This window comes from Mesorhizobium sp. WSM4813, from assembly GCF_055811555.1.
In genome coordinates this window covers 82501-103809 of sequence record NZ_JBVVQU010000005.1, presented here as the reverse complement: position 1 = coordinate 103809, position 21309 = coordinate 82501, and the positions used below count along the sequence as shown (strand labels likewise).

19 protein-coding genes and 1 pseudogene are annotated in these 21309 nt (G+C 63.0%); 9 read left to right on the top strand and 11 right to left on the bottom strand.

Translation table 11 applies throughout. The features are described 5' to 3' along the window. Positions 1-10: 10 nt before the first annotated feature. The 3 genes from AC0L25_RS04295 to AC0L25_RS04285 form a co-directional block, all read right to left on the bottom strand. Positions 11-1741, bottom strand: a complete 1731-nt coding sequence (locus AC0L25_RS04295) for a hypothetical protein (protein ID WP_473594331.1) — start codon at positions 1739-1741, stop codon at positions 11-13. Between the two features lie 266 nt (positions 1742-2007). Beyond that, a complete protein-coding gene (locus tag AC0L25_RS04290) occupies positions 2008-2898 on the bottom strand; it encodes an NAD(P)-dependent oxidoreductase (protein WP_473594330.1) in 891 nt (296 codons plus the stop codon). Between the two features lie 65 nt (positions 2899-2963). Continuing rightward, positions 2964-3728, bottom strand: a complete 765-nt coding sequence (locus AC0L25_RS04285) for an SDR family oxidoreductase (RefSeq protein ID WP_473594329.1) — start codon at positions 3726-3728, stop codon at positions 2964-2966. Positions 3729-3951: 223 nt separating this feature from the next. On the opposite strand from AC0L25_RS04285, the gene AC0L25_RS04280 reads away from it, so the two are divergent. Both AC0L25_RS04280 and AC0L25_RS04275 read left to right on the top strand, forming a co-directional pair. Further along, positions 3952-4347, top strand: a complete 396-nt coding sequence (locus AC0L25_RS04280) for a winged helix-turn-helix transcriptional regulator (RefSeq protein WP_473594328.1) — start codon at positions 3952-3954, stop codon at positions 4345-4347. Positions 4348-4625: 278 nt separating this feature from the next. Continuing rightward, complete coding sequence (locus tag AC0L25_RS04275) at positions 4626-6497, top strand: tetratricopeptide repeat protein (RefSeq protein WP_473594327.1); 1872 nt, start codon at positions 4626-4628, stop codon at positions 6495-6497. 347 nt (positions 6498-6844) lie between these two features. On the opposite strand, the pseudogene AC0L25_RS04270 reads toward AC0L25_RS04275, so the two are convergent. Next, positions 6845-6937: pseudogene (locus tag AC0L25_RS04270) on the bottom strand (RidA family protein); the annotation flags it as partial. 108 nt (positions 6938-7045) lie between these two features. On the opposite strand from AC0L25_RS04270, the gene AC0L25_RS04265 reads away from it, so the two are divergent. Then, a complete protein-coding gene (locus AC0L25_RS04265; protein ID WP_473594326.1) occupies positions 7046-7576 on the top strand; it encodes a dihydrofolate reductase family protein in 531 nt (176 codons plus the stop codon). A 51-nt stretch (positions 7577-7627) separates the two neighbouring features. Here the strand turns inward: AC0L25_RS04265 and AC0L25_RS04260 are convergent, their stop codons facing one another. Further along, positions 7628-8512 carry an alpha/beta fold hydrolase gene (locus AC0L25_RS04260; protein ID WP_473594325.1) on the bottom strand — a complete coding sequence of 295 codons (885 nt, stop codon included), beginning with the start codon at positions 8510-8512 and terminating at the stop codon, positions 7628-7630. Positions 8513-8721: 209 nt separating this feature from the next. After that, positions 8722-8904: a DUF1127 domain-containing protein gene (locus tag AC0L25_RS04255; RefSeq protein WP_473594400.1), complete on the bottom strand. Its 183-nt coding sequence runs from the start codon at positions 8902-8904 to the stop codon at positions 8722-8724. Positions 8905-9108: 204 nt separating this feature from the next. Between AC0L25_RS04255 and AC0L25_RS04250 the strand changes: the two genes are divergently transcribed. Then, complete coding sequence (locus AC0L25_RS04250) at positions 9109-10617, top strand: winged helix-turn-helix domain-containing tetratricopeptide repeat protein (protein WP_473594399.1); 1509 nt, start codon at positions 9109-9111, stop codon at positions 10615-10617. A 46-nt stretch (positions 10618-10663) separates the two neighbouring features. Here the strand turns inward: AC0L25_RS04250 and AC0L25_RS04245 are convergent, their stop codons facing one another. Then, the gene (locus tag AC0L25_RS04245) at positions 10664-11056 is read right to left on the bottom strand and encodes a GFA family protein (protein WP_473594324.1); all 393 of its coding nucleotides are present in this window, start codon (positions 11054-11056) and stop codon (positions 10664-10666) included. A 214-nt stretch (positions 11057-11270) separates the two neighbouring features. Between AC0L25_RS04245 and AC0L25_RS04240 the strand changes: the two genes are divergently transcribed. Together AC0L25_RS04240 and AC0L25_RS04235 are read left to right on the top strand one after the other, a co-directional pair. Next, on the top strand, positions 11271-11879 hold the full coding sequence (locus AC0L25_RS04240) for an ArsR/SmtB family transcription factor (RefSeq protein WP_473594323.1): 609 nt from the start codon (positions 11271-11273) through the stop codon (positions 11877-11879). After that, positions 11870-12691, top strand: coding sequence for an SRPBCC family protein (locus tag AC0L25_RS04235; RefSeq protein ID WP_473594322.1), 822 nt, complete (start codon positions 11870-11872; stop codon positions 12689-12691). Before AC0L25_RS04240 ends, AC0L25_RS04235 begins: the two co-directional genes overlap by 10 nt. A gap of 112 nt (positions 12692-12803) precedes the next feature. On the opposite strand, the gene AC0L25_RS04230 is transcribed toward AC0L25_RS04235, so the two are convergent. Beyond that, a complete protein-coding gene (locus AC0L25_RS04230) occupies positions 12804-13763 on the bottom strand; it encodes a LysR family transcriptional regulator (RefSeq protein WP_473594321.1) in 960 nt (319 codons plus the stop codon). A 255-nt stretch (positions 13764-14018) separates the two neighbouring features. On the opposite strand from AC0L25_RS04230, the gene AC0L25_RS04225 reads away from it, so the two are divergent. Continuing rightward, positions 14019-14558 (top strand): YybH family protein, encoded by a 540-nt coding sequence (locus AC0L25_RS04225; protein ID WP_473594320.1) that lies wholly within the window; start codon positions 14019-14021, stop codon positions 14556-14558. 60 nt (positions 14559-14618) lie between these two features. Here the strand turns inward: AC0L25_RS04225 and AC0L25_RS04220 are convergent, their stop codons facing one another. Next, the gene (locus AC0L25_RS04220) at positions 14619-15287 is read right to left on the bottom strand and encodes an ArsR/SmtB family transcription factor (protein WP_473594319.1); all 669 of its coding nucleotides are present in this window, start codon (positions 15285-15287) and stop codon (positions 14619-14621) included. A 73-nt stretch (positions 15288-15360) separates the two neighbouring features. Between AC0L25_RS04220 and AC0L25_RS04215 the strand changes: the two genes are divergently transcribed. Both AC0L25_RS04215 and AC0L25_RS04210 read left to right on the top strand, forming a co-directional pair. Beyond that, positions 15361-15552, top strand: coding sequence for a hypothetical protein (locus tag AC0L25_RS04215; protein ID WP_473594318.1), 192 nt, complete (start codon positions 15361-15363; stop codon positions 15550-15552). A 3-nt stretch (positions 15553-15555) separates the two neighbouring features. Beyond that, the gene (locus AC0L25_RS04210; RefSeq protein WP_473594317.1) at positions 15556-16815 is read left to right on the top strand and encodes an MFS transporter; all 1260 of its coding nucleotides are present in this window, start codon (positions 15556-15558) and stop codon (positions 16813-16815) included. Positions 16816-16904: 89 nt separating this feature from the next. On the opposite strand, the gene secDF is transcribed toward AC0L25_RS04210, so the two are convergent. Beyond that, positions 16905-19460 (bottom strand): protein translocase subunit SecDF, encoded by a 2556-nt coding sequence (gene secDF / locus AC0L25_RS04205; RefSeq protein WP_473594316.1) that lies wholly within the window; start codon positions 19458-19460, stop codon positions 16905-16907. A 729-nt stretch (positions 19461-20189) separates the two neighbouring features. Continuing rightward, entirely contained in the window at positions 20190-21122 is a 933-nt protein-coding gene (locus AC0L25_RS04200; protein ID WP_473594315.1) for a polysaccharide deacetylase family protein, read from the bottom strand. Positions 21123-21309 lie beyond the last annotated feature (187 nt).

The window sequence follows — 21309 nt, the reverse complement described above, 5'->3', positions numbered from 1 at the left end:
CGTTTCGCGATCAATCCCGGCGTGGATCGTAAGGCCTGGCGGCCCGTTGAGCGACGCGCTCGCGGTATCTCGCGTCGGTACCACTTCGGTTTTCCGGCTTGGTAAGCGTTTCGACAGGCTTCCCGAGGACGACCAGCAACGTGTCCCATTCTTCCTGGCCGAGCGTCTTGTAGCGGTACTCCAGACCCGGCGAAGCCAGGAGGTGCTCGATCTCAGGCCGTGCGAAAGAGGCCGCAGGGCCAATGCGGCGAAAGCCGCTTCGCACGGCATCGGTAGCCGCGGTCAGGTCGCTGAAGCCATACTTGCCCGGATCGTAGACGGAGTACTCGCGCAGCAGCCGCAACAGGTCGGGCACGGCATCGACGCCGCGGTCGCCCTGGCGCTCGATCAGGCCGGTGGCAAAGCGGCTGACCGCCGGATCGGCGAGAATCGCGCGCTCTTCCGGCAGAGGATCGGCGTATGCACCTACCGGGAGGCCGGCCAGGGCATTGATCCAGTGGCGCGCCTCCTTCTTGTCTGTGGCCGCGAGGTAGCGGCGGCCAGCGAGCCGCCGCAGATCGGCGGAGGCGCCATCGACCTGTTTGATGATCGCCCACAGCCCGTCTGAGGATCGCACCCGCGGGTCCTCCAAGACGCGAACCAGCAGACGCCGGTCGCTCTCACCGAGCGGCTGGTCGTTCGCGCGGAACGATTCCATCCACTGATTGGCGAGCGCGAACGCGGGATCGCTCCCTGGCTTACGCGGATCGTCGAGCGCTCTGGCAAGTTCCTTGCGCGTTCTCGTTTTCGCCGCTTCGATATTCACGCCGCGCGAAACGCTGGTGTGGTCAACTAGCAGCCGGTTGACCAGAACCTCGGCGTACATCCTTCCGTCACCGAGCCGCCGACGCGCCCAGCCGAACCGGAAGTTCTCGATCCCGCCCGAAGTCCCGATCAGCAATGGCGCCGCCGGAGCAAAGATCGACAGGATCGACTGCCGCAGCAGCACCTGTTCGCCGGCGTCAGTGATGGTGAGCGCCCTGCGGTGGGGTGCGGAGGGTTCAAGCGACCAGTCCCCCGATCGAGGCTTGGCATCGGGCATGGCGGGGCCGTCCTCGATCGCGATGGTGAAGTCGGGTTCGGGAGCGTCGTCGCTTTGCAGCAGCGCCTTGCCCTCTGACATCATCAGGTTCCATTCGGCTTCCAGCGCGCGCTGAGGGGCAAGCGGATCCGAGGCATCGTAGCGCCGCTCTTCCAGCAGGCCATGCCCGATGACGGTGCTTCGTTTGCCGGGCGTCGAGTCCGGCACGACGCGATAGGTATTGGAATGACCGCGAAGGGTCTGGACGCGAACCGAAGTGACGCCCGGGGTCTTGAGCAATGCCGCGCACAATGCATCGCAACGGCCCTCGAACGGGCGGGCGAGGAGAATGTCGCCCTTGAGCGCGATCGGTGCGCTCGACTGAATGTCCGGCTCCTCCAGGCTGGCCAGCATGCCGCTCGCCCAGGTGAGGCTTGGCTGGGGGATGGTCCAGAACAGTGCCAGCGTCGCGGCGCCCGACATGACGTTCAGAGGAACCCCTGAAAGGAAACTTCCGAGCAGCAAGCGGAACAGCGCGAAGGCGACGCCATACATGAAGGCCGTTGGCATCGACGCGAGGATGAGCCCCGGGATGATCAGGAAACTGCCGATGATGACCAGCCATGGCATTGTCAGCGCCACGAACGCGCCGACGCCGGTGATGATCAAGTAAGTCTTCATGCGCGGAACCTTACCGCGCATGACTCAAAAAATGATAAAGCTGCTGTTTTCGGGTCGGAGCCGTTTTTCGGCATCCGCCCATTGACGGATCTCGCTACGCTCACCTCAAAAAGCTGTCGATGGTCCGCCTTTGGGGCTCTGGCGCTCCATCACATGACCGACTCGGGTCGGAAGAGAACGTCAGCTTTCTAGCCCATCGCGCCCGAAAACCGGAAGGACAACAGACGGCCCATCGGCCTCGGCGACCATTCGTGACTATCGGGGACTCATGAGGCAAGCTGCCTCTCGGCCTGCGGCTTAGTCCTGATCATCTCGACCAGGCTCGCCTGGTCGGCATCGCCATAGCCCGATGCGACGGCTTTTTTTAAAAGTTGGAACATCGGCGCGATCAGTTCGGAGCTGACGCCCTGGCCCTCGCTGGCCGCGATAAAGTTGTCGAAGGCCGCCGCCTGCATTTCGAGGTTCGAGACGACATCGCTGCGGTAGTCGCCGCTGTCGATCCGCCGCGCCATGTCGGGCAGCCATGTCAAGACCGCCCCGAGCCAGTTGGTCAGCATCGGCAGGAATTTTTCCGCCGGCACCTTTTCCGATCCGGTCAGCGCGAAGGCATGCGTGACGCCCGAGAACAGGCCGTACATGGCGGTGAGCAGGGCAATGTCGTGCAACGGTGCCAGCCCGGCGTCGTCGCCGAGATATCTGGCTGCCCCTAGCGCGCCGAGCGTTTTCCCGTGCGCCTCGAACGCCGCATGCGCACCGCTGTAGAGGATCAGTGCCTCGGCTTGGCCGATCATCGGCGGAACCGCCATGATGCCGCCGTCGAGGTAGTCGGCGCCCTGGGTGGCTGCCCATTGTGCCATCTCGCGCGCCTGCGCCGGCGTGCCGTTGGTGAGGTTGACCAGCGTGCGGCCGGCAAGCGCATCCTTTGCCGGCTCGAACGCCTCATACACGGTATCGTAGACAAGCAGGCAGGCGACCACCAGTTTGCTCGCCTCGACGGCATCCTTGACGCTCGCGGCGGCGACAGCGCCTTTGGCCACGAGCGCCTCAGCCTTGGCCGGCGAACGGTTCCACACTGTGACGCTGAGGCCGCTTTTCAGGAGCGCCGCGGCCAGGGCCGAGCCCATGGCGCCAAGGCCGATGACGGATACGTCGGACATTTGTTTTCTTTCTTTTCGGTTCGATCGTGAAGTTACGCGGCGAGCTATGCGTGCGGCGTTCCTATTCACCCCATGGCCGGCGACAGGTCCTGGCCGAGGCCACCGTCGACCTTGATCCGCTCGCCGGTGGTGAAGGTGGCGTCGAAGGCGAGGAATAAAACGGTGCGCGCCACCTCCTCCGGCGTGCCGTGGCGCTTCATCGGCGTCACCTCGTCGCCGACCTTCATGAAGGCGGCGCGCTCTTCCGCCGAGGCGCCCGCAACGCCCATGGTCGGCGTGTCGATGAAGCCGGGACTCACGACGTTGACGCGGATTTTTCGCGGCAGGAGTTCCGATGCCAGCACCTTGCCGAAGGCGCGCAGCGCCGCCTTGCTGGCCGAATACACCGCCATGCCGGCGGTGCCGGAATCCTCGGCGATCGACGAGGTGAAGACGATCGCACCGCCCTCCTTGATCAGCGGTATGAGGCGCTGGGTGGTGAAAAATGCGCCCCTGGTGTTGACGTTGAACTGGCGATCGTAGGACGCTTCGGTGACCTGGTCGAACGGTTCCAGCTCCGACACGCCGGCGTTCACGTGCAGGAAATCGATCTCGCCGAGTTTCTGCCCCACCTCCGCGCTGATCAGGGCGATGTCGTCCATGCTGGCGATATCGGACCGGACCGCATGGACGCTGCCGCCAAGCGCCTGACGGGCGTCCGCGAGGTTCTTTTCATTGCGCCCCGTGATCAGGACGTCGGCGTCGCCGTCGCTCAACGCCTGCGCCACCGCCAGTCCCATTCCATGTGTGCCGCCGATGATAACGGCCTTCTTGCCCTGAAATCTGCTCATGATTCGTCCTTATCCCGGCGCGAGGGGCGCCGCGGTGTGTCGGTTTGAAACTGTCGGGGGCGGCCGCTTTTGCGAGCGAAAACTGTCCCAGTGGAAGCCTTGCCGCTGGCCTTCTGCCTGCATGCTTCGGCGTCCTTGCCCGAAGCTAGGCAGGTCCTTTCGATTGCGCAAGTACAGACAAAAAAGTAAGGTACCTACCAAAGCCTCAGAATTGGAGAGTTCCTTGGAAAAAAAACAAAGAAAACTGCCGGACAGTTGCGGATTGGGCCCCGCGCTTGCGGTGATCGGCGGTAAGTGGAAGGCACTTTTGCTCTGGCAGATACACCAGGCGCAGCCCTGCCGCTTCGGCGAACTGAAGAGGCTGCAGCCGGAGATCAGCGAGAAGATGCTGATCCAGCACCTGCGCGAGATGGAGGCAGACGGCATCATCCACCGCGAGGTGTTTCACCAAGTGCCGCCGCGCGTCGAATATTCGGTCACGCCGGAAGGCGCCGAGCTCGACCTGGCGCTCGCCCCGCTGGCGGAATGGGGCAAAAAGCACCAGGAGCGGACAGAAAAGGCGAAAGCCGGAGCGGCGCGGGCTGCCCAAACCGCGGCGGAAGGAGCCACGCTAGGGTAGCGCCGGATGTTGAAAATTTCCGCTCCGCGGATGAAGCGAAGCGGATTTATGTCGCCGTTTGAACGGGTTGAGGCTAGATCGGCAGCCTCGAACCGCGCCTCCGGACGAAGCAGATGATGGCTGACGAAGGTCAGAACGGCATAGGCCACAATCATCACGCATTTATGAGCTGTGTTGATAAGCCTATCCTGGATTATGGGTCTAATCTTGGGCCGTGCGTCGCCTTAAGTGTCAGTAGTTATAGTCCGTGCATGGCCCGCCGCTCAGGAACAATGCTGATGGAACGCAAGCTCGCGGCAATCATGGCCGCCGATATCGCCGGCTACAGCCTGCTGATGGCTGAAAACGAGGCTTCCACCTACGCGAAGCTGCGCGCTGTTTTTGATGAGCTCATTGACCCGACCATTGCCCGCCATGGCGGACGCATCGTCAAGACGACGGGAGACGGCTTTCTCGCGATGTTTCCCAGCGTCAACGAAGCGGTTGATGCGGCGCTGGCCATACAGGAAGGCTTCGACAAGGGCCCGTTCGAGCTGCGCATCGGCATCAATCTTGGCGATGTCATCGAAGATGACGGCGACGTATACGGCGACGGCGTCAATGTGGCCGCCCGTCTCGAGGCCATGTGCGATCCGGGGCAGATATTCGTCAGCGGCGCCGTGGTGATGGCGGCCGACCGCAACAGCGCGGACAGGTTCGTCCGCATCGGCCGCAGGCGGGCCAAGAACATTCCCGAACTTCTCAACGTCTACCGCGTAAGGCGCACGGGCTCTCCGTGGTCGCCATGGCGGCAGGTGCCGCAGGTGCTGCGCAGCACCGCCGCCCGCTGGTCTTATGGCGCGGCCGCCATAGCCCTCATCCTCATCGGCACCCAAATCCAGCCGCTGCCCCTGGCAGCCATGGTCAGCCGCATCCCGGCGGTCTTGTCGATGGACCAGAGCCGCGCCGACCCCCGGCCGTCAGTGGCGGTCATGCCTTTTGCCGCGATGAGCGGCAGTGGCGAGCAATCGTATTTCGCGGACGGACTGACCGAGGATGTGACGACAGCCCTTGCCCGCAATTCAGAGCTGCAGGTGATCGCGCGCGATTCCACCTACGCCGTGCACGGGCAGGATACGGACGTGCGCAAGCTCGGGGCGAAGCTCGGCGTTGATTATGTGGTTGAAGGCAGCGCCCGCCGTGAAGGCGACCAGCTTCGCGTGTCGGCGCAGCTGATCGATGTAAAGACAGGCGCGCACCTGTGGTCGCGCAGTTTTGACCGGCAGGTCGCCGACGTGTTCGCCGTCCAGAGCGAGCTGACCACTGAAATCGTCGCGCAGATCGCGCCCTATATCGGCAGGAGCGAGGCGCAGGCGGCAGCGGAGCGCCCGACCGACAATCTGCAGGCCTATGACCTCGTGCTGCAGGCCCGCAACCGCTACCGCCACGGCGCCAATGACCCGCAGGACATTCTGGAAGCGCGGGGCCTCTACCAGCGCGCCCTTGAAATGGACCCGTCCTATGCGGCCGCCCGCGCAGGCCTCGCGCTGACTTTTATCGCCAGCGTGGCGCAGAGCGGTGACGGCCGGGCAAACGCGCCGGAGCTCCATCTTGGGCTTAGCGAAGCCCGGCAGGCGGTCCGCCTCGATCCCAATCTTGGCCTTGGCTATCAGGTCATCAGCTTCGGGCTTGCCCTGCAGGGCGACTATTCAGGCGGCTTGCAGGCCGCACGGCGCGCTGTGGAGCTCAACCCTAACGATCCCGACAGCATGATGGCGCTTGCAAAGGCGCAGGTTCGCTTCGGGGAGTATGATGATGCCGTCGCCAACGCAGAGCGGGCCCGCCGCCTTCATCCTATGGCGCCCGAGTACTATGCCTATGTGCACGGGCAGGCGCTCTACGCGGCTGACCGCCGCGATGAGGCCTCCGCCGTTATAGAGGAATGCCTGATCCGGGCGCCGCGCGATGCAAACTGCCTTCTGATTCAGGCCGCTTTGCAGGCCGGGGGCGGAGAGGTCGAGGCAGCCCAGCAGACGATGGCAAAGCTGGTCGAGGCGCATCCGGCATTCTCGCTGGAAGCAGAGCGCGCCTACCGCCGGTTCGGTGACAGGCCGCTAATGGAAGAGTTCCTGCAGGACCTCGCACAGGCCAAGGCTCCTGAAAGCGCCTGAAAGTTTTGTACAGAGCGACTTCAATCACATAGCGGTGCCCAGTTTCATCTCGCGTCCCGCGCGCCATTTTCCGCCATTCCAGACGCCCCAACACCGAAAATTGCCGCCCATTGCCGCTGGAACTATCCGCGCGAGGAGCGCGAAATAGCCAAGAGGCGAGGAAGCGTAGTAACGGCGGTGATCGGTGCTGAAAAAGTTTGTATCGTTTGCGGCCGAATGACGTATTTTGGCCCAAGGCCAAGCTCGCATATTCATCGTTGGACGGACATCGCGGGCCCGTGCTGGGGCGCGCTGCCGTTTCCGTCGTCGGGGTACAATCGCCAATACAGAAACTGCAGGGCGAGCGATCAGCGCGTGTCCGCCGGATGCCTGCTCGTCGTCGAAGGGATGCGGGCGATGACCTTGATCTCGAAATCGAAGCCCGCAAGCCAATTGACGCCACCACCTTCCACACCGCTTCTGCCGATCGGCCATCGGTCGATCCAGCTTATAATCGATAACGCAATCAGAGCCGCGTGGATGTGCCGCGTAAGGAAAGGAGATGGATAATGGCTAAGCTCGTGTTCGGAATGAACCAGTCCCTCGACGGCTATGTCGACCACATGGCGTTTGCGCCAAGCCTCACGCTCTTCCGCCACTTCATCGAGGAGGCTCAGGGACAGGCGGGCAGTGTGTACGGTCGCCAAATGTATGAGATCATGCGCTACTGGGACGACGATCATCCTGAATGGGATGCAGAGCAACACGCCTTCGCGGCGGCGTGGCGGAACCAGCCGAAATGGGTCGTCTCGCGCTCGTTGAAGGCCGTCGGCCCCAACGCCAGGCTTGTTGGGAATGATCTTGAGGGCGCGATCCGCGAGCTGAAGGCCGAGCGCGCCGGGGAGATCGAAGTTGCTGGCCCTAACTTGGCGCGAAGCCTCACCGAACTTGGCCTGATCGATGAGTATCGAATCTACCTGCACCCCGTCGTGCTAGGCCACGGCAAGCCATATTTCGCCGGACCCCGGCCGCCGCTCCGCCTTATGACCGCTGATCGGATTGGCGAGGACGTGATCAGGTTGACCTACGTCCCTGCTTGATCTCGGGACTCGCGGGATGGAATCGCCGCCGACTCTGGTTTCGGGTTGGGCCTAGAGCGACCGGAATTGCGTGAGTCTCTTCTGTGTTCGCTTGATGAACTCCAGCATGAGGGAGAGTGCTGGTTCGGCATGCGTCTCGAGCAGGAAATGCCCGCCGTCGAAAATATGAGCCTCCATACGTGGTAGGTCCTGCATCCACGACAGCGTCTCGGCGATATCGAAATAGGGCTCGTGACGGCCCCATAGCATGAGTGCCGGCGGCTGCCATTTCTTGAGATAGCCGGCGATCGCATCGAAACGCGCGGCGTGGTTCTTATAATCGGCGATCAGCGCGCGGTGGGTCTCCATGCGGCCGGGAAGGTTCATCACCCTCCAGTCCTCGACCCAGGGTTCGCCTTTGATCGTGGCGACGACCTCCTCCGGCAGACCGACCGTATATTGCTCGCGCGTGAATTCAAAGGTCAGGTCGGGGGTTGCGGCCGCTTCGTTCTCTTTTGTCGGTTCTGACCAGAACTTCAATGCGGCGTCCCACAGGGGCCCGAAGCCGGTACGATGTGCGTTTGCGTTCTGGATGATGAGGCCCGAAACCAGCTCGGGCGCTTGCATGGCGATCTGCAGGCCCACAGCGGTGCCCCAGTCATGCACGTAGATGAAACGACGCCCGATCACGAGGTGGGCCAGCAATTCGGAAATTGCCTCGCTGATCGCGGCGAAGGAAGGTGTCGGCGGAACGTCGGACTGGCCATGGCCCGGGAGGTCGGGCGCGATCACATAGGCTGCGCCAGCCAGTCCCGGAATCACGTCGCGGAATGCACGTGCGGAGCTGGGAAACCCATGCAAGAGGAGCAAAGCGGGGCTGGATGGATCGCCCGCAGTGACGTAGGCGAGCTCGGTTCCACCGGAGAGACGCATTCGGCGTTGGGCGGGCAGGCTCATCTCAGGATCCCGTTTTGCCGGCTGGAATGGAGTTCAACTCAAACGAGCGGCGCGAGTTCCGGATGTTGCCGAAGAGCGTGTGGCCGGTTTTCCCCGTGGTCGGGCTATTTGTCAGTGTCCGCGCGGCGACCGGCGCGAGCGGGTACCGTTCCGAGATGCTTTTGGCGCAGAACGAGGTGAATCGGCTCGCGACCTTGCGGCGACGAGGATTATCGCCGCCAGAAGGGCTTGGCGATCTCTGCCTCGACCTGCCGTCTCGTCAGACCGATATCTTCGATCAAATGAGGATTGTCCTTCAACATTTGCTCAAGTTCCCAGCGAAAGCGCTTCCGCTCGTCCCAGGCCGCGACAATGCTTCGCAAGGTGGCCAGGCTGTAATGCCGCCGCGACATTTCCGCCGGCTCCACGGGCGTTTCCAGGCGCGCTGACCGATGCGGGGTCGATGCAAGAGTATCGTTCATAGCAACCTCCATGGGTTTGAAGGTCCGGAGACCCTCGACCTGAAAGAGGCTGAATTCTGCAGGATACGAACAGCGTCGTAATTAAGCTCTCCCAAATAGTTCTCAAAACTTCCAAACGGGCTATAAATGCGCCGCATGCAGGGATCGCGCTTTGCCTTTGGTCCGTTCGTGCTTGATTCCGGTGCGGGAACGCTGCTTCGCAACGATGTCCCCGTTGCCGTTGGCTACCGCGGGCTAAAGCTGCTTGCGGCGCTTGTCGGACGGCCCGGCGAAATCCTTGAGAAGGCCGAGTTGATGGACGCGGCGTGGCCGGGCACGGCCGTCGAGGAAGGCAACCTCACCGTCCAGATCGCGTCGCTGCGGAAGTTGCTTAGTCCGGCCTCAGACGGCGGCGAATGGATCGCTACGGTTCCGCGCGTCGGCTACCGCTTCACGGGGGCCGTCGAACAGCTCGGTGGCGCGAAACGAAAACCTTTGCCGCTGCCTGGCAAGCCATCGATAGCCGTGCTGCCCTTCGTTAATCTCAGCAACGATCCCGAGCAGGAATCCTTCGCGGATGGGTTGACCGAAGACCTGATCACCGACCTGTCCAGGATCTCCGGCCTGTTCGTCATCGCGCGCAATTCGGCCTTTGCCTACAAGGGAAAGGCGATGGACGTGCGCGATATCGCACGGGACCTTGGCGTGCGCTACCTGCTGGAGGGGAGCGCAAGACGCGCTGCGGGGCGCGTGCGCATCAACGCCCAGCTGGTCGACGCGGTGAGTGGCGACCATCTGTGGGCGGAACGCTTCGATCGTAGCCTGGAAGACATTTTTGCCGTTCAGGACGAGGTCACCGGCAAGATCGTGGAGGCGTTGCTCGGCCGGCTGCGCGCCCCGCCGCCACGCAATCGGCCAAAAAATCTCGAGGCTTACGATCTCTGCGTGCGGGCGCGCAAGCTGATGGATGATTCGCCGCAGACGGCGCGCGAAGCGCACCTGATGCTCACCCGCGCGGTTTCGCTCGATCCGGAATATGCCGAGGCCTATCGCTGGCTTGCCATGAACCACTGGATGGGGCGGGTGCATTCCGGCGGACCAACCGAAACGGCCCGTAGCGTTGCTTTGGAACTGGCGCGCAAAGCCGTGGCGATTGACCCCAACGATGCCGGCTGCCGCTGGGTTTTGGCCTACCTGCTTGCCTATGAGCGCAGCTTCGCCGAGGCAGATGCGGAATTCGCCAAGGCGATCGAACTCGACCCGAACGAGGCCGATGCCTGGGCGGCATTATCCGACATCGCGGTCCTGGCCGGACGGGTCGAGGAAGGCCTTGAGCACATTCGCAAGGCATTCCGGCTGAACCCGTTTCCGGCAAGCTGGTACTACCTGGCGCTCGGCCAGGCGCAATATGCGGCCGGCGAATACGAAGCCGCTGTCGAGACATTGCGCAGGGACGAGACTTATCGTACGAGCTCACGCCGTTTCCTGGCGGCAAGCCTTGCCCAACTGGGCCGGCTCGACGAAGCGCGCGCAGAGGCCGAACTGTTCCTCGTCGGCAACCCGCATTTCACAACCCGCCACTGGGCCACGACGGAGCCATTCCGCGACGCGGCGACGCTCGAGCATTTTGTTGATGGCTTCCGCAAGGCCGGCCTTCCGGAGTGACGTTACCGGCGTGACCTCCCAAACGCCTTCGCGCGGTTCGTGCGACCTACTCCTCAAAGCGGCTTGTGGCGTCACGATCGCGCTCGTAGCGTCTCCTGAGCGGAAACGGCGGCAACCAGGACTCGCGACGGATGATCCAGCTTTCGTAGGTTGGCATCAGTTGGTCAGGGGCATCCAGGGATCCCAGGTTCAACTCGATTTCGTCTGCGGTGCGACCGAAAATTGTCGAGCCGCAGCGGGGACAGAAAAACCGCCCGGCGTAGTCGCGCGTCTCGCCTTCGATCGTCACCGCATCCTGAGGGAACACCGCGGAAGCGTGAAAAAGAGTCCCATGATGCTTGCGGCAGTCGAGACAATGACAAATGCCGACCCGGTATGGGAGTCCCGACGCCACAATTCGGACGTTGCCGCACAGGCAACCGCCGGTGAATCGGTCCATGCTGCATCTCCCTCCAAAATCAAGCCGTCGGAAATGGCTACAACGAACGGCACGGTCATTGCAATTGCCCCGCTGCGGGCGGGGACGCGTCGTCTTCCTTAGCGGGCCTCGCACCAACCTTACCGCCCTTATTGGCACAAAGCGGGTCCTTTCGCTCTTGACAAGTATACTCGTCAAGGGCATTGACAGGAAAGTTTGTCAATACGAGGGCTGCATGCTCGATATCGAAGTCATAGATCGGCCGAGCGCGGCCGCCGCCGTGTTGGAGCCCGTTCGGAGTCAGCTCCTCTCGGAACTGCGCGAACCCGCCTCGGCCGCTGCCCTCGCCACGCGGCTCGGCCTCAAGCGGCAGAAGATCAATTACCACCTGCATGCTCTCGAGGAGCACGGCCTTGTCCAGATTGCAGACACGCGGAAGTGGGGTGGCCTGACGGAGCGGCTCATGGTGGCGAGCGCCACAAGCTATGTTGTCTCGACAACCGCGCTGGGCCCGGTCGGCGCCGATCCGGATCGTACCTCGGATCGGCTGTCGGCAAGCTACCTCATCGCGCTCGGCGCTCGGCTGGTGCGGGAGATCGGGGCTCTCCAGCGCGCCGCCACGGATGCCGGCAAGCGCCTGGCGACCTTGGCGATCGACACCGAAATCCGCTTCCGCTCCGCCGCCGACCGCGCCTCGTTCACGCTTGAATTGACTGAGGCCATCACCACGCTCGCGGCACGCTATCACGACGAAACCGCGCCACAGGGACGGTCCCATCGCCTTGTCGTGACGGCGCATCCATCACCAGCCAATCCGCAAGGAAAGGACGTTCAATGCCAGTAAAAAAAGATGCTGCCGGCAACCGCTCAGTCGAGGCGCAAGTCGATGTCCCCGGTACACCGGAGGACGTCTGGAACGCGATCGCAACCGGACCTGGAATATCTCAATGGTTCGTGCCGAGCGAACTCGAAGGCCGCATCGGAGGAACCGCCGTTTCGCATTTCGCTGCCGATGGAAGCATGGATGCGGTCGCCACCATCACAGCTTGGGAGCCGCCCAAGCGGTTTGTCGCAGAAGCACCGGGTGAGCCGGGAACAGTGGCGACGGAATGGACCGTCGAGGCAAAGTCCGGCGGGGTTTGCACCGTTCGCGTTGTCCATCGCTGGTTCGCGACTTCCGATGATTGGGATGATCAGTTCGAGGGCCACAGCTACGGGTGGATCTCCTTCTTCCGCTTGCTCCGCCTCTACCTCACGCATTTTCCCCCTTCTCGGCGCAGAAAGGGGCAGCACGGCTCGGCTTTTCAGCTCTTGGTCCCGTCCTCTCAACCTTTAGCCGATGCATGGCGACAACTGGTTGAACCCTTGGGCCTGGCGAATGCGACTGAACAACAACACGTGGTCACACCTTCGGACACGCAAGCATTCGAAGGCGTCGTCGAACGAACGGGGCCGCAAGACCATCCCGAGTTGGTGGTCCGGCTGGACCAGCCCGCGCCGGGCTTCGCGCACCTCTTTGCCTTGCCGATGGGCGGGATGACATACCTCTCCGTGCGGTTTTTCCTCTTTGGCGACGATGCAGCGAGCATTGCAAAACGGGAGGAGCCAAAGTGGCGAACCTGGCTTGAAAAGCATTTCCCAACTCCCGGGGAGTAGCGCTCCAGCGGAAACTGTCAGGTTCACCAACGCTGGGCGTCATTAATCTACCCTACAGCACGCCCGAACGGCATGGCGGCCGACGAAGCTTTGCGAGCTACGACTGCCGTCTTCAGGCGGGCAGGCCGCTGTAGTGCTTGTGCGCAGTCTGCTCCACTCCTGCAAGCAGATCGAACAGCCATGCCACACCCGCATCCATCATCGCGACCTTGGGAGCGAGGGCGTTGAGCCGGAAGCCGGGCAACGGCAAAGGGGCATCGAGGCTCAGGACGCCGAAACGCGCCGCATGCATGGCGACGAACCGCCGCGGCAGGGCCGAAATGAGGTCGGTCTCGGCTATGACCGCAAGCGCAAACATGAAGTTTGGAACAGTCAACGCAATCCGTCGCGCGCGGCCCAGCTTCGCCAGCTGTTCATCCACGAAGCCATAAGGATCGCCGCTGTGCGAAACGACCAGATGCTGCATGTCACAGTATCGCTCCAGGGTCGGATCACGCGCAAACGGATGTCCAAGGCGCATGGCAATTACAAAGTCTTCTTCGTAGATGCAGCGCTTTTCAAAGCGAGGCGGGATGTCATCGGACGGAATGATCGCGATATCGATGGCGTGCGCCTCGAGATCGACAATCGCGCTTCGCCAGACGCGGACTGGCGAGGGCAGGATCTGACGCACGCCGACGTCGATGCGTGGCGCACTCCGGCTGAGTTCGGCGAGAAGCGGGCGCAGGATCACGGCTGCGACACCGTCCGGTGCGCCGATTGCGAACCGGCGCACGGCAGTGGAGGGGTCGAAGGGTGCGGCAGTCGCCATGACGCTGCGCACGCGCGCCAGAACGTCAGCGATCGGCGCGGCCAGTTCCGTCGCACGGGCCGTCGGCACCACGCCCTTGGGCGTTCTTAGGAAGAGCGGATCATTGAGGAGCCGGCGCAGCCGGCCAAGCCCATGACTGACAGCCGATGACGTCAGATTAAGCCGGTCCGCCGCTCGGCCCACGTGGCCCTCTTCGAGCACGGCCTCGAAGAGGACGAGGAGGTTGAGATCGGTGCGCGAAAGGTCAATTTCGTTCAGCATATTCCTGAAATCATATCACTAGCTTCATCGAGATCAACGTGAAATTCTGCCGTCTGAGCGGCGCATAGCTCGGCCGAACGGAGCCTTGAGCGGGAAAACGGCCATGCCGGTGATGATGATTTCCGAAGTCGGCGGCCAGTCGCCGCAAGGGTATGACGGAAACGCCGGCCGGTTGAAGGATCCGCGATCGCATCGGCTCGACGGATGTCAGCGGGCTGCGGCTGCGGATCTGTACAAACATAGGAGAAATTGCTCATGCCAGTTTCACGACGTTCTGCACTCGTAGCGGGCGCCGGTCTCGCGTCGCTCGGGATCACGAAAGCCACAAGCGACTCTGCCCTTGCCCATCAGGTCTCCATCGCCGACGAGGAGGTCGCCACGCTCGTCAGGCAGACCGCGGAAGCCAATGCGGCGCTGATGCGCGGCGACATCGCCCGATACCGTGCGTTGATTGCGCTCACCGATGACTTCACGCTGATGTCGCCTTTCGGCGGAACGCCGACGCGCGGCGTGGACATGACGAGCGAGCGCTGGGAGGCAATGGGGCGTTTCTTCAGGAACGGCACGCTCGAACAAGAGCTCGTCCAAGCCTACGGCTCGGCCGACATGGTGGTTCTCGCGGTCATCGAACGCGGCCGCGGTGAGGTCGGCGGTCTGCCGACCCAGGACTGGCCGCTGCGCGTCACCTTGGTCTATCGCCGCGAAGGATCCGAATGGCGGCTCGCGCACCGACACGCAGACCCGCTCGTCCGGGGTATCAGCCTGGAGCAGGCCGCCGCGCTGGCCGGCAGCTGAAGGTCCACGCCAGACCAGCGTCGCAATCTCCCGACGCTCTCAAAGCTCCTCGCGTTTTTTTCAGGCCGCCGTCTCGACCGGCAGGCCGGCGGCTTTCCATTCGGGATAGCCGTCCTCGAGCCGACGGACAAGAAAACCCCGCGCTCGCAAGGCGGCGACTGCTTCGAACGACAGAACGCAGTAGGGGCCGCGGCAATAGGCGATCACTTCCCGATCCGCCTCTAGCTCGCCCAAGCGGCGCTCCAGCTCGGCCAGCGGGATGTTGAGGGCGCCTGGAAGATGTCCGACCGCAAACTCGTCCTCTGGCCGCACATCGAGAACCGTGACCATGCCGTCATGCAGTCTCGAGACGAGGTCGTCTCGCGATACGGGCTCCATCGCATCGCGAGCCCGGAAGTAGTCGGCCATGACGCGGCCGATTTCGGCCACGTTCCGCTCGCCGACGCGGCCGAGCGCCTTGATCAGCGCCACCACCTCGGCGTCGCCGGCGAGGCGATAGAGCACGTGCTTGCCGCGGCGCTGCGTCTCGACGAGGCGCGCCCGCCGCAGGATCTGCAGGTGGCGCGACGTGTTGGCGAAACTCAGATGAGCTCGCGCCGAGAGGTCCTCGACGCTGCGCACGCCTTGCGCCAGGTGCTCCAGAAGCTCGAGCCGATGCGGATGGCCGAGTGCCTGAGCCACTTCGGCAAGGCTCGCGTAGATCGCCTGTTTCGGTCCGGTGCTTGACACGGCTTCTCCTCAGTGAAACATTCAGCGGAATGATTGAATGTTTTTAGCCCATCGTAGCGAGGAGCACAAGACCATGATCCTTCGCCAGTTCCTTCACACCGATCCAGTCGGCGTCTCCTACCTGTTCGGCTGCGGCAACGAGGCCCTCCGGATCGAGGACGAAGCCGCGTTCATCCGCTTCATGCTCGCCGAGATTCCGCCGGCTCCGCCGGAGGCCGCGGCACTCCGCGCCGCCAATTCCGCCCTGGTTGCGGCAGCGGCCTGAGCCATGGACGAAGCGGCATCGGTCTCTGGCAAGGCGGGTTCACCCGTCAGGCTCGGCCTCAGGGAGAACTGGCCGCAATTCGCGCTGCTCGTCGTGATCAACGCCTTTGTCGGCGGGATGGTCGGGATAGAACGAACGGTGGTGCCGCTGATCGGATCGGAGGAGTTCCACGTCACCTCGACGACACTCATCGTCTCCTTCATCGTCAGCTTCGGCGCCATCAAGGCGCTGGCCAATCTGGTCTCGGGCCAGCTTGCCGATGCGTTGGGCCGCAAGCGCGTGCTCGTTTTGGGATGGCTGGTCGGCCTGCCGGTGCCGTTCATGATCATCTGGGCGCCGACCTGGGAATGGGTGATTGCGGCCAACGCATTGCTCGGCATCAACCAGGGCCTCGCCTGGTCGATGACGGTGATCATGAAAGTCGATCTCGTCGGACCGAAGTCGCGCGGCCTTGCCGTCGGTCTCAACGAGTTCGCCGGCTATCTCGCCATCGGGGTGACGGCATTCCTCACCGGCTATCTCGCCTCGCAATACGGACTTCGGCCAGTGCCGATCTATCTCGGCATCGGCTATGCCGTCCTCGGTGCCGCACTGTCGATCCTGCTCGTGCGCGACACGCGCGACCACGTTCGGCTGGAGGCTTCATCCCACGCGCAGCAGCCCGCGCCGATCAGTTTTCGTGAGGTCTTCGCGCTCACCTCGTTCGGGGATCGCAACCTGTTCGCCGCCTCGCAGGCCGGCCTGGTCAACAATCTCAATGACGGCATGAGCTGGGGCATTTTCCCATTGTTCTTCGCTTCCTTCGGCCTCGGTGTCGAGCGCATCGGCATCCTCAAGGCGATCTATCCCGCGACATGGGGTGTCTTGCAGATCGTCACGGGTCCCTTGAGCGACCGCTGGGGTCGCAAGGGCCTGATCGTCGCCGGCATGTGGGTTCAGGCCGCCGGTCTGTTTCTCACCGCGGCGACGCGCCAGTTCGAGTGGTGGATCGTCGGCAGCCTTCTGCTCGGCCTCGGCACGGCGATGGTCTACCCGAGCTTGATCGCAGCCGTCTCCGATGCATCGCATCCGACCTGGCGCGCCCGCTCGCTCAGCGTCTACCGGTTCTGGCGGGATCTCGGCTACGCGATCGGGGCGCTCTCCGCCGGCCTCATCGCCGACAGTTTCGGGCTGTCATCGGCGATCGCCTCGATCGCCGCGCTGACGTTTCTCTCAGGGGCAGTCGTGGCTGTCGTGATGCGAGACGGTCTAGCTGGCGCATGACCCCGAAAATAGGAATCGATTTTCGCAAAGATCCTGCGCCAGATCAAATGTGACAGCGACCTAAAGAGATGGCGCCGCCGATCGTTGCGTCACAAGGCCTGTCGCGCCGGCGGCTCTTTCGCCACTGCACCTTCCTCTTGGCTGAGAGCGCCCGGCCGGAGCTTGAACAGGATCAGCAGCGGCCCGGCGACGAAGATGGAGGAATAGGTCCCGGCGAGGATGCCGAAGATCATCGCGATCGTGAAGGACTGGATGACCTCGCCACCCCAGATCGAAAGCGCCGCCAGCGCAAACAGCGTGGTCACGCCGGTCAGGACCGTTCGCGCCAGCGTCTGGTTCATCGACAGATCGAGCAGCTCGGCAATCGGCATCCTTTTATAGCGGCGCAGGTTCTCGCGGACCCGGTCATAGACAACAACCGTATCGTTGATGGAGTAGCCGACAATGGTCAGGATCGCGGCTATCGAGGTCAAATTGAACTCTATGCCGGCGACGACATAGAAGCCGATCATCAGGATCACGTCGTGGAACGTCGAAATGATGGCGCCGAGCCCGAACTGCCACTCGAACCTGATCCAGATGTAGACGAGCATCGCCAGCAGCGAGGCGAGCACGCCCATTGTGCCGTTGAACGCGAGTTCGGAGGAAACCGTCGGACCGACAACCTCGACGCGGCGGAACTCGTAATCGGTTTCAAGCGCGCTTCTCACCTTCTCAACGGCGGATTGTTCGGCAATGTCGCCGCCCCCCTGGGTGCCGATGCGGATCAGCACGTCGCGGGCCGAGCCGAACTCTTGCACCTGCACCTCACCGAGTTCGAGGCCCGTCAGCCGCTCGCGGATGTCGCCGATGTCGGCCTGCTGGCCCTTCGCCTGCACCTCGATGCTCGAGCCGCCGCGGAAGTCGATGCCGTAGTTCATGCCGACGGTGAAGAACAGCACGGCCGAAGCGATCGACAACAGCAGGGACAGCGTGAAGGCGTATTTTCGGAATGCCATGAACGGCACGCGCGTGTCGTCCGGCACCAGCCGCATGACACCGCTGGGCATGGTTTTCGGCCGCTGCCGGCGAAGCCAGAACGCGACCAGCCAGCGCGTCAGCGTGAACGCAGTGAACACGGTGGTGACGATGCCGATGGCGAGGGTGACGGCAAACCCCTTGATCGGTCCTGAGCCGAGGAAGAACAGGATGACGGCGGCAATCAGCGTCGTCACATTGGCATCGACGACGGTCGCCAGCGCCTGTCTGAACCCGGAATCCATCGACTGCACGATCGAGCGCCCTTGGCGGTTCTCTTCGCGGACGCGCTCGAAGATGATGACGTTGGAGTCGACCGCCATCCCCATCGTCAGCACGATGCCGGCGATGCCAGGCAGCGTCAGCGTCGCCCCGAGCACCGACAAGACGGCGATGATCAGGGCGACGTTGGCCAGGAGCGCGATGTTCGCGATCAGTCCCAGCTTCCCATAGGCGAACAGCATGAAGCCGACGACGAGGATCCCTGCGATGATCGACGCGAACTGGCCCGCCTCGATCGAATCGCTGCCGAGGCTCGGACCCACGGTGCGTTCCTCGACGATGGTGAGGTCGGCAGGCAGTGCGCCGGCGCGCAGCAGGACCGCAAGGTCGTTCGCGCTTTCCACCGTGAAACTGCCGGATATCTGCCCGGTGCCGCCCAGGATCGGTTCGCGGATCTGGGGCGCGGAGATCACCTCGTCGTCGAGGATGATCGCGAACAGGCGCCCGACATTGGCCTGAGTAGCCTGACCAAAGCGGGTGGCGCCGCGGCTGTCGAAGCGAAACGAGACCACCGGCTCGTTGGTGCGCTGGTCGAAGGTCGCCTGCGCGTCGACGAGGTTTTCGCCGGAGACGATGATCCGGTTCTCGATCAGATGGGGAACCCGCGGCTCGTCCGTCGAATACATCACCGTCGAACCGGCAGGCGGGCGGCCGGAGATCGCCTCCTCGACCGGAATCGACTGGTCGACCATCTGGAAGGTCAACTTCGCGGTCTGTCCGAGAATATCCTTCAGCCGCTGCGGATCCTGCAGGCCCGGCACCTGGACCATGATGCGGTCCGATCCCTGGCGCTGGATGATCGGCTCGGTCGTGCCCAATTCGTTGACGCGCCGGCCCACCACCTCGATCGATTGTGTCAGCGCTGCGGCGATCCGGTAATCGATCCCGGCTTCGGTCAGCGTAAAACGCAGCAGGCCCGGTTCCGGCTCGGCCATCTCCATCTCGGTCACCGAACCGCTCATGAAAAGGCCGGTCGAGATCGGCTGCGCCAATCTTTCGAGCGCGGTCTTAGCAGCTTCGATCTGGCCTTGGTCGCGAATACGGACCTGGATGGAATTGGCGGTGCCGGTAAGCCCGGTATAGCCGATCTGGGCATCGCGCAGCGATGTGCGGACCTCGTCGCGTGCCGCTTCGAGGCGTTCGTTGGCGAGGTCCTGTCGATCGATCTGGAGCAGGATGTGCGAGCCGCCCTGCAGGTCTAGGCCCAGCGTCAGCTGCCGCTTTGGCAGCCAATTCGGCAGCGATGCCAAGGTGGAGGCGGGAACCAAATTGGGAGCTGCGTAGAGGACACCGGCCAGGACCGTCAGCCAGATGAGAATGGTCTTCCAGCGCGAAAAATGCAGCATGTTCTTGTCCGTTCAGCCCATATCGGGCGCAAACCGCCTTCGACAAGAGCTTTGGCGTTCCGATCGGCGAGCAACTCGACGACAGCCCGGGAACGCGATGTGAAAGTTTTGGGGTCGGGGGCCGCGGTCGCGCGGCCAGGATCATGCCCGGAGAAGCGGAGGCGCGCGCGCATCAAAGACGCGCATCGGCGACAGTTTCGACCGGTCCTCAGACCCTATTCCAATCTGTGCGGCTGACGCGGTTTCGAGCGGCAGGCGCAAATCCGCGATAATGCAAAAGGGCTTGCCGTTTCCGGCAACGGCAGGCGTTCCCGTCTTGAAATGGGGGGTGTCAGCTGCAACACGGCGCGCAATGTCGCGGACAAGGATGATTGCGACCGGCTTGGACGCAGCGAGCCTCATTTGCTCTTTAGCTACATCCTGTCCGGATTGGACAGCTGTGGTCGCAGGAATGGTCCAGATCAAAAAGAGGAGCGAAGCGAGCAGCCGCAGACCAGCGCTCGCACTGAGCAGAACGCCGGGTCTAGCCCGTCTTCGGCCGCTTCGTCTCATCTCATCGGTATGGTACACTGCGATTAATACGCTTTCGCCTTCGTTGCTGAGTAGGCGGCAGGCCGCACTCTTTGTCTAACTACAGCACTTGCATTGCGAATTGAAGCGCACCTTTCACGGACTCAAAGGTCAAGCGTTGCCGATGCGCTTCCCTTTTCGATGAAGTTGGACGTTGGCTCATGGCACTTTGCCCTCGGCCGGAAACAGCGACAACCAATACCGGGCGATGTCGTTGCGGCGCATGAAGGCGGCCTCCGGCCTGGACAGAACCGTCTCGATTATGGCTTCCAATGCCGCGGCCCGGTTGGGCTGGCCGGTCCATCGCGCATGGACGGCTATCGTCATCATGCGCCCGCCTTCTTCCCTGGCTTCCCTGATCAGGAAGTCCAGATAGGCTTCGACGTTGTCGACGAAGTCCTTGGGCGTCACATAGCCGGGGCTGACCAGATAGCGGCTGTCATTCAGGGTCTTGGAATAGGGGACGATCAGAAGGCGCCCGTTCTGTGCCGGCACGAAATACGGCAGGTCGTCGTTGCACGGATCCGAATCATACAGGAAGCCGCCTTCCTCGATCAGGAGGTCGCGGGTGTTGACGCTGGGAAAGGAACGGCTGTTCCAGCCGATCGGGCGCTCACCGAGCAGCTCGATGAACAGCGCAACGGCGCGCTGCAGATGGTCGCGCTCCTCGTCACGGCTCAGGGTCCATTGTTCGGTCCAGCGCAGGCCATGGCCGAGCAGATCATGACGCGATTGGCGCAGCCATGCCGTCACCTCCGGGTTGCGCCGCAGCGCCTCGGCACAGCTCGAGATCGTGGCGTGGACGCTGTGTCGATCGAGCAGCCTGGCGATGCGCCAGATGCTGACGCGGCTGCCATACTCGAAATGCGTTTCGGTGCCGAGGTCGCGGATGCCGGCCGGCGCCGCCAACGGATATTCGCCCCAGCCATCACTATGGCTGTCGCCCTCGAACAGCGAATATTCCGACCCTTCCTCGTAGCAGATCACGAGATTGACTGCGACCAGACGTCCGTCCGGCCAGATGATCTGCGGCGGCCGCCGGCCGTAACCGACGAAATCGCGCGGCGGGCCGGGGCGATGCTGGAGCTTCATGGCAGTACAACTCCTGGCGGGTTGCCGATCCGCCTGTACGGGTCAGCGAGCCCGATCAGATTTACCCTTGGATCCAGGATTTCGCCACAACCAGCCTGCAGCAAACCCTACGTCAATCCGCAGAAATTTGGATACAAGAATCCCGGTCCACCATGCCAGGCGACAATTTGGGGACCAACCGCCCTTT

Coding starts and splice junctions, on each gene's coding strand:
- AC0L25_RS04295 (WP_473594331.1), bottom strand. CDS start 1,741: ATGAAGACTTACTTGATCATCACCGGCGTCGGCGCGTTCGTGGCGCTG.
- AC0L25_RS04290 (WP_473594330.1), bottom strand. CDS start 2,898: ATGTCCGACGTATCCGTCATCGGCCTTGGCGCCATGGGCTCGGCCCTG.
- AC0L25_RS04285 (WP_473594329.1), bottom strand. CDS start 3,728: ATGAGCAGATTTCAGGGCAAGAAGGCCGTTATCATCGGCGGCACACAT.
- AC0L25_RS04275 (WP_473594327.1), top strand. CDS start 4,626: ATGGAACGCAAGCTCGCGGCAATCATGGCCGCCGATATCGCCGGCTAC.
- AC0L25_RS04265 (WP_473594326.1), top strand. CDS start 7,046: ATGGCTAAGCTCGTGTTCGGAATGAACCAGTCCCTCGACGGCTATGTC.
- AC0L25_RS04260 (WP_473594325.1), bottom strand. CDS start 8,512: ATGAGCCTGCCCGCCCAACGCCGAATGCGTCTCTCCGGTGGAACCGAG.
- AC0L25_RS04255 (WP_473594400.1), bottom strand. CDS start 8,904: ATGTCGCGGCGGCATTACAGCCTGGCCACCTTGCGAAGCATTGTCGCG.
- AC0L25_RS04250 (WP_473594399.1), top strand. CDS start 9,109: ATGCAGGGATCGCGCTTTGCCTTTGGTCCGTTCGTGCTTGATTCCGGT.
- AC0L25_RS04245 (WP_473594324.1), bottom strand. CDS start 11,056: ATGGACCGATTCACCGGCGGTTGCCTGTGCGGCAACGTCCGAATTGTG.
- AC0L25_RS04240 (WP_473594323.1), top strand. CDS start 11,271: ATGCTCGATATCGAAGTCATAGATCGGCCGAGCGCGGCCGCCGCCGTG.
- AC0L25_RS04235 (WP_473594322.1), top strand. CDS start 11,870: ATGCCAGTAAAAAAAGATGCTGCCGGCAACCGCTCAGTCGAGGCGCAA.
- AC0L25_RS04230 (WP_473594321.1), bottom strand. CDS start 13,763: ATGCTGAACGAAATTGACCTTTCGCGCACCGATCTCAACCTCCTCGTC.
- AC0L25_RS04225 (WP_473594320.1), top strand. CDS start 14,019: ATGCCAGTTTCACGACGTTCTGCACTCGTAGCGGGCGCCGGTCTCGCG.
- AC0L25_RS04215 (WP_473594318.1), top strand. CDS start 15,361: ATGATCCTTCGCCAGTTCCTTCACACCGATCCAGTCGGCGTCTCCTAC.
- AC0L25_RS04210 (WP_473594317.1), top strand. CDS start 15,556: ATGGACGAAGCGGCATCGGTCTCTGGCAAGGCGGGTTCACCCGTCAGG.
- secDF (WP_473594316.1), bottom strand. CDS start 19,460: ATGCTGCATTTTTCGCGCTGGAAGACCATTCTCATCTGGCTGACGGTC.
- AC0L25_RS04200 (WP_473594315.1), bottom strand. CDS start 21,122: ATGAAGCTCCAGCATCGCCCCGGCCCGCCGCGCGATTTCGTCGGTTAC.